The sequence below is a fragment of the Acidovorax sp. FG42 genome, from assembly GCF_057809195.1.
Genome location: NZ_JBMDJM010000018.1, coordinates 119,437 through 125,520, shown reverse-complemented (window position 1 = coordinate 125,520; position 6,084 = coordinate 119,437). Strand labels below are relative to the sequence as shown.

The 6,084-nt window shown below is 67.3% G+C and carries 5 protein-coding genes; all 5 read right to left on the bottom strand.

The window, feature by feature from the left end; translation table 11 throughout:
• Positions 1–125: 125 nt before the first annotated feature.
• The 5 genes from ACODSM_RS18055 to ACODSM_RS18035 all read right to left on the bottom strand — a co-directional run bounded on the left by ACODSM_RS18055 (position 126) and on the right by ACODSM_RS18035 (position 6,083).
• Positions 126–1,529 carry an amidase gene (locus ACODSM_RS18055; RefSeq protein WP_488806422.1) on the bottom strand — a complete coding sequence of 468 codons (1,404 nt, stop codon included), beginning with the start codon at positions 1,527–1,529 and terminating at the stop codon, positions 126–128.
• Between the two features lie 130 nt (positions 1,530–1,659).
• The gene (locus tag ACODSM_RS18050) at positions 1,660–3,150 is read right to left on the bottom strand and encodes an ABC transporter substrate-binding protein (protein ID WP_015012764.1); all 1,491 of its coding nucleotides are present in this window, start codon (positions 3,148–3,150) and stop codon (positions 1,660–1,662) included.
• 106 nt (positions 3,151–3,256) lie between these two features.
• On the bottom strand, positions 3,257–4,138 hold the full coding sequence (locus tag ACODSM_RS18045; protein ID WP_060986742.1) for an ATP-binding cassette domain-containing protein: 882 nt from the start codon (positions 4,136–4,138) through the stop codon (positions 3,257–3,259).
• A complete protein-coding gene (locus ACODSM_RS18040) occupies positions 4,135–5,172 on the bottom strand; it encodes an ABC transporter ATP-binding protein (RefSeq protein ID WP_343736062.1) in 1,038 nt (345 codons plus the stop codon). The genes ACODSM_RS18045 and ACODSM_RS18040 overlap by 4 nt, the downstream gene beginning before the upstream one ends.
• Positions 5,173–5,204: 32 nt before the next feature.
• Positions 5,205–6,083, bottom strand: a complete 879-nt coding sequence (locus ACODSM_RS18035; RefSeq protein ID WP_291447428.1) for an ABC transporter permease — start codon at positions 6,081–6,083, stop codon at positions 5,205–5,207.
• Between the last annotated feature and the right edge of the window lies 1 nt (position 6,084).

The window sequence follows — 6,084 nt, the reverse complement described above, 5'->3', positions numbered from 1 at the left end:
GGATAGCCGGGCTATCCACTGCGCACCGCGCCTGGCATCCTATCCCGGCAAGGTACTTGCGCGGCCCTGAAAAGATCGTAAACACGTTCTAAGGTTACCAACAACAGCGCACGACAGACGCAGGGTTATGCCGCAGGCGGCTGGGGCCATGCGCGCTGGGGCTCGCGGATCAGCTCGAAGGCATGCGCGACCTGCAGCACGCCCAGGTCGTCAAAACGCGCACCCGCAATCTGCAGGCCGATGGGCAAACCGGAGCGGGTGTAGCCGCAGTTGACCGAGGCCGCAGGTTGCTCGGACATGTTGAATGGCACGGTAAACCCGATGTGCTCCAGCGGCCGTAGTGGGTCGTTGGTGGGCGAGGGCAGCTCGGCCTGGAAGGCGACGTTGGGCGCCACGGGCGAGATCACATAGTCGAACGCGCTGCAGGCCTTGACCGTGTTCACCCGGGTCAGGTGGAACTGGTGGCTGGCGTTGAAGACTTCGGTGCCGCTCATACCGGCCGCGCTGTCGGCCCAGGTGCGGATGTAGGGCAGCACCTTGTCGCGCCGCGCCGCAGGCAGGGCCTGCAGGTCGATGTGGGACCGCATGCGCCAGAAATGGTCCATGCCGTCGAGCATGGCCTGGGTCATGAACGGTGCCATGGGCACGATGGTGGCGCCGGCGGCTTCCATGAGTTTTGCGGCGCGCTCCACGGCGGCCTTCACTTCGGGCTCCACGGGCAGGCCGCAGCCTGCATCCAGCAGCAGGCCGATGCGCAGGCCGCGCAGGCGTTCAGCGCCCTTGTTGAACTGGCTCCACGCGATGTCCTGGTAGGGCAGGCTCATGCTGTCGCGGGCGTCGGGCAGGCTCAGCACCTGCATCATCAGCGCGGCGTCGGCCACGGTGCGGGTCATGGGGCCGGCGGCGCGGCCGGTGTAGGGCGGGTCAATCGGGATACGGCCCAGGCTGGGCTTGAGGCTGAAGATGCCGCACCAGCTGGCAGGCAGGCGCAGCGAGCCGCCAATGTCGGTGCCGATGTGCAGCGGGCCGTAGCCTGCAGCAGCCGCAGCGCCGCCACCGGCGCTGGAGCCGCCGGGGCCCTTGCTCACATCCCAGGGGTTGCGCGACAGCGGGTGAAAGGTGGACAGGCCCGAGGACAGCATGCCGTAGTCGGGCATGGTGGTCTTGGCGACGATGACGGCACCGGCCTCGCGCATGCGGGCGGCAGGGGGGGCGTCTGCGGCAGCGGGCACCAACTCGACGGCGGCCGTGCCCAGCGGGGTGGGGTCGCCTTCGGTGGCAATGTTTTCCTTGATGGTGCTGGGCACGCCGTCGAGCGCGCCCTTGGGCTCGCCGCGCAGCCAGCGGGCCTCGGAGGCTCGGGCTTGCGCCAGGGCGGCCTCGGGGCGCAGCAGGTAGGTGGCCTGGATGTGGGGCTCCCACCGTTCGATGTGGGCCAGCACGGCCTGCGTGACCTCAACCGGTGACAGCTTGCGCTGGCGGTAGGCGGCGATCAGGTCGTGGGCGGGCAGGTCGTGCAGTTCGGTCATGGCGGGGTGGGGGTCGCCGTAGCGGCGTTTATCAATAAAAAAAGGCTGCAAGCGCTAGTGGATCAAGCGCTGGCAGCTATTGTTTTAGGAGTCTTGGCTCCTGCACGCGCCGCGTTGCGGCGCGTGGCGGTCAGGACCAGGACAGCGCGGAGATGTCGTTCACGAACACGGGCATGTCTTTCCACAGGCCCTTGAGGTTCTTGTTGGCCACCGTGATCCACTGGTTGGAGTACAGGAAGGCGTGCACCGAGTCCTCCGCCAGCAGGCGCTGCGCATCGCCCAGCAGCTTGGCGCGGTCGGCGGGGCGGGCGGCGTTCTTGATCTGGTTGAACAGATCGTTGAACTTGGGCGAGTTGTAGGCCCAGTAGTAGTCGGGCTTGGCAAAGTTGCCCAGATCGAACGGCTCCACGTGGCTGATCACGGTCAGGTCATAGTTCTTGCTGCCGTAGGTGCCGCTGAGCCACTGCGCCCATTCCACGTTCTGGATCTTGGCGACGATGCCGACCTTGGCCAGCTGGGCTGCAATCACCTCGCCACCCTGGCGGGCGTATGGCGTGGGGGGCAGCGTCATCGTCAGCTCCAGCGGCGTTTTGATGCCGGCTTCGGCCAGCAGCTTCTTGGCCTTCTCGGGGTCGTAGGGGTTCACGCCCGTGGTGTCCACGTAGCCAAACGCGCCGGGCACGTAGTGGCTGCCGATGGGCGCGCCGTAGCCGTCGCCCGCGCCTTCGATCACGGCTTTGCGGTCAATGGCGGCGGCAATGGCGCGGCGCACGCGCACGTCGTCCAGCGGCTTCTTGCCGTTGTTGATGGCCAGGATGGTCTTGGCGCGCGAGCCGCTGACCACCACCTGGAACTTGGGGTTGGCCTTGAACTGCGCCACGCTGCGCGGCGTGACGCGCGGGAAGGCGTCCACGTCGCCCGCCAGCAGGGCCGCCACCTGGGCAGCCGGGTCGGAGATGAAGCGGAAGGTGGCGCGCTTGATCTTGATGGCCTTGGCATCGCGGTAGTCGGCCCAGGCGGTCAGCACGACCGACGAGCCCTTGTTCCACGCCTGCAGCTGGTAGGGGCCGGTGCCCACGGGCTTGTTGGCGTTGGTGTCGGCGCTCTTGGGCTCCACGATGATGGAGGTGGCCTGGCCCAGCACGAACAGCAGGTCGGGGTCGATCTCCTTGTTGAGCAGCACGACGGTGTAGTCGTCCACCACCTGGGTGGTGATGCCTGCAAAGGTGCGCTTGTCCTTGTTGGTGCTCTTCTCGCCGCCTGCGCGGTCGTACGAGAACTTGACGGCCGCAGCGGTGAAGGGCTCGCCGTTCTGGAACTTCACGCCACGGCGCAGCTTGAAGGTGTAGGTCTTGAGGTCGGGCGAGACCTCCCAGCTTTCGGCCAGCAGGGGCGACACGCTGCCGTCGGGGTTGATCTTGGTGAGCGTCTCGAAGATGTTGTACTGAACGATCTCGGCGATGGCGGAGGCCGCACCGGCGGTCGGGTCCAGGCCTGGGGGCTCCAGCGTCATCGCCAGCGTCACCGCATCTTTGCGGCCTTGCGCCAGGGCGCCAAGCGAGGTGGTCAAGGGCACAGCGGCGATGGCGCCAGTGGCAAGGACGGTACGGCGGTTCAGCATGTTCGGACTCTCCAGACAAAAAACCAGACAACAACCATAAAGACCCCCGGTGCAATTTGTTACCGGGGAGGAAAGAAGCTTTTTACACCATCACACCTGCATGTGGTTATGCGGTTTTTGCCGTTGCCGCAGCGGCTGCCGCACGGCGCGCCCGCGCGCGGCCGGGCAACACCTGCGGCACGGCGCCCACCAGCGACTGTGTGTACGGGTGCTGCGCGTTGCGGAACAGCTCGCCCGGCGAGCCGCGCTCCACGATGCGTCCCTGGTACAGCACCACCACCTCGTCGCACAGGTGGTTGACCACCGCGAGGTCATGGCTGATGAGCATGTAGGTGATGCCGAACTGCTGCTGCAGGTCTTGCATCAGGTTGAGTACCTGGGCCTGCACCGACACGTCGAGCGCGCTCACCGGCTCGTCGGCCACGATGAGGCGGGGCCGGGTGATGAGGGCGCGCGCAATGGCAATGCGCTGGCGCTGGCCGCCGGAAAACTCGTGTGGGTACTTGCCCAGGTCGTTGGTGCGCAGGCCCACCTGCGACAGCACCTGGGCGGCCTGCTCGCGCTGCTCGGCGCGCGTGGTCTGGCCTTGCGCCTGCAGCGGCTCGGTCACGATGCGCTCCACCGTCTGGCGCGGGTCCAGCGATCCGTAGGGGTCCTGGAACACCATCTGGAAGTCGCGCCGCGCCTGGCGCAGCTGCTCGGCGGGCAGCTGGTGCAGGTTGCGGCCCAGCAGTTCCACCGTGCCTGAGGTGGGCGCGTCGAGCGCCATCACCAGCCGTGCCAGGGTGGACTTGCCCGAGCCTGATTCGCCTACGATGCCCAGGCTGCGGCCTGCGGCAATCGAGAAGTTCACGCCGTTGAGCGCATGCACCTTGCCCGGCGGGCGGAACAGGTGCTCGCGGGGCAGGGTGTATTCGCGTACCAGGTCGGTCACCTGGAGCAGCGGCGCGGCGGTTGGGGCGACGGTGGTGTGATTGGCGTGGGTCATGCAGCCACCTCGACGATGTTCACCACGTTCGCACTCTGCGCCTCGGCAATGGCCTCGCGCCGCAGGCAGCGCACTAGGTGGTCGCCGTCGGCATCGGTGGCCACGAGCGTGGCCTCGGGTTGTTTGTTGTGGCAGTCATCCACCGTATAGCTGCAGCGCCCCGCAAAAGGGCAGCCTGCGGGCAGGTCCACCAGCTCGGGCACCGTGCCCGGAATGGTGGACAGGCGGGGGCGCTGGCCGGGCGCATGCACGGCACCCAGGTGGGGCCGGGCGGCGAACAGGCCGCGTGTGTAGGGGTGCGCCATGGCCGAAAAGACCGACGCGGTGGAACCGCTTTCGACCACGCTGCCGCCGTACATCACCATCATGCGGTCCACGTTCTGCGAGATCACGCCCAGGTCGTGCGAGATGAGGATGAGCGCCATGTTGCGCTCGGCCACCAGGTCGCTGATGAGGTCCAGGATCTGCTGCTGGATGGTCACGTCCAGCGCCGTGGTGGGCTCGTCGGCAATCAGCAGGTCGGGCCCGCAGGCCAGTGCCATCGCAATGGTGATGCGCTGGCGCTGCCCGCCCGAGAACTGGTGCGGGTAGGCGTCAAAACGCTGCGCGGCGTTGGGGATGCCCACGCGGTCCAGCAGGGCAATGGCTTCGGTGCGTGCGGCTGCCGCATTCATGCCCCGGTGCAGGCGCAGCGGCTCGGCCACCTGGCGGCCAATGGTGTGCACGGGGTTGAGGGCCGTCATGGGCTCCTGGAACACCATGCCAATGCGGTTGCCGCGCATCTGGCACATCTGCGCATCGGTGCGGCCCACCAGCTCTTGGCCGTCAAAGCGGATGCTGCCGGTGACTTGCGCGCTCTCAGGCAGCAGGCCCATGAGCGACATGGCGGTGATGGATTTGCCACAGCCCGATTCACCGATCAGGCCCAGGGTTTCACCGCGCGCCAGCGAAAAGCTCACGCCGCGCACGGCATCGGCGGGGCCCCGGTGCGTCTGCAGGCGGATGCGGAGGTTGGAGACTTCTAACAGAGACATCGTGGAGTGCAGGTGGTCTTCAAGGCGGGCTATCAGCGCTTGCGTGAGAGGCGGGGGTCGAGCAAATCGCGCAGCCCGTCGCCCAGCAGGTTCAGCCCCAGCACGGCCAGCGCAATCGCTACGCCGGGCCACACGGCCAGCAACGGGGCCTGGAACATCAAGGTCTGCGCCTCGCTCAGCATGCGGCCCCAGGAGGGCTGGGGCGGCTGGGTGCCCAGGCCCAGGTACGAAAGGGCGGCTTCAGCCAGGATGGCGATGGCGAACTGGATGGTGGCCTGCACGATGAGCACCGACAGGATGTTGGGCAGCACGTGTTCCAGCGTGATGCGCCAGCTCCCCTTGCCACAGGCGCGTGAGGCCAGGATGTATTCACGCGACCACACGGCATTGGCCGATGCGCGCGTGACGCGTGCGAACGTCGGGATGTTGAAGATGCCGATGGCGATGATGGAGTTGACGATGCCTGCGCCAAACACCGCCGTCATCATGATGGCCGAGAGGATGGCGGGGAAGGCGAAGGTGAAGTCCGCCAGCCGCATGATGAGTTCTTCCACCCAGCCGCGCTTGGCGGCGGCCAGCAGGCCCAGGGCCGTGCCGATGGTGAGGCCGATGCCCACTGCGATCACGCCCACCAGGATGGAGTTGCGGGCGCCCACCAGCAGCAGCGAGGCCACGTCGCGGCCAAAGGCATCGGTGCCCAGCCAGTGGGTGCCGGAGGGACTCGCCAGCTTGTTGGCCAAGTCCATCTCGTAGGGCGACCAGGGCGTCCAGACAAAGGAGAGCAGCGCAGCCAGGATCAGCAGCGCCGACAACACGGCGCCGATGACAAAACTGCGGTGGCGCAGTGCGCGGTGCAGCCAGCCGGGGGCGGAGGGCGTGGAGGAAGAGGTGGTGGACACGGCGGCGCTCATG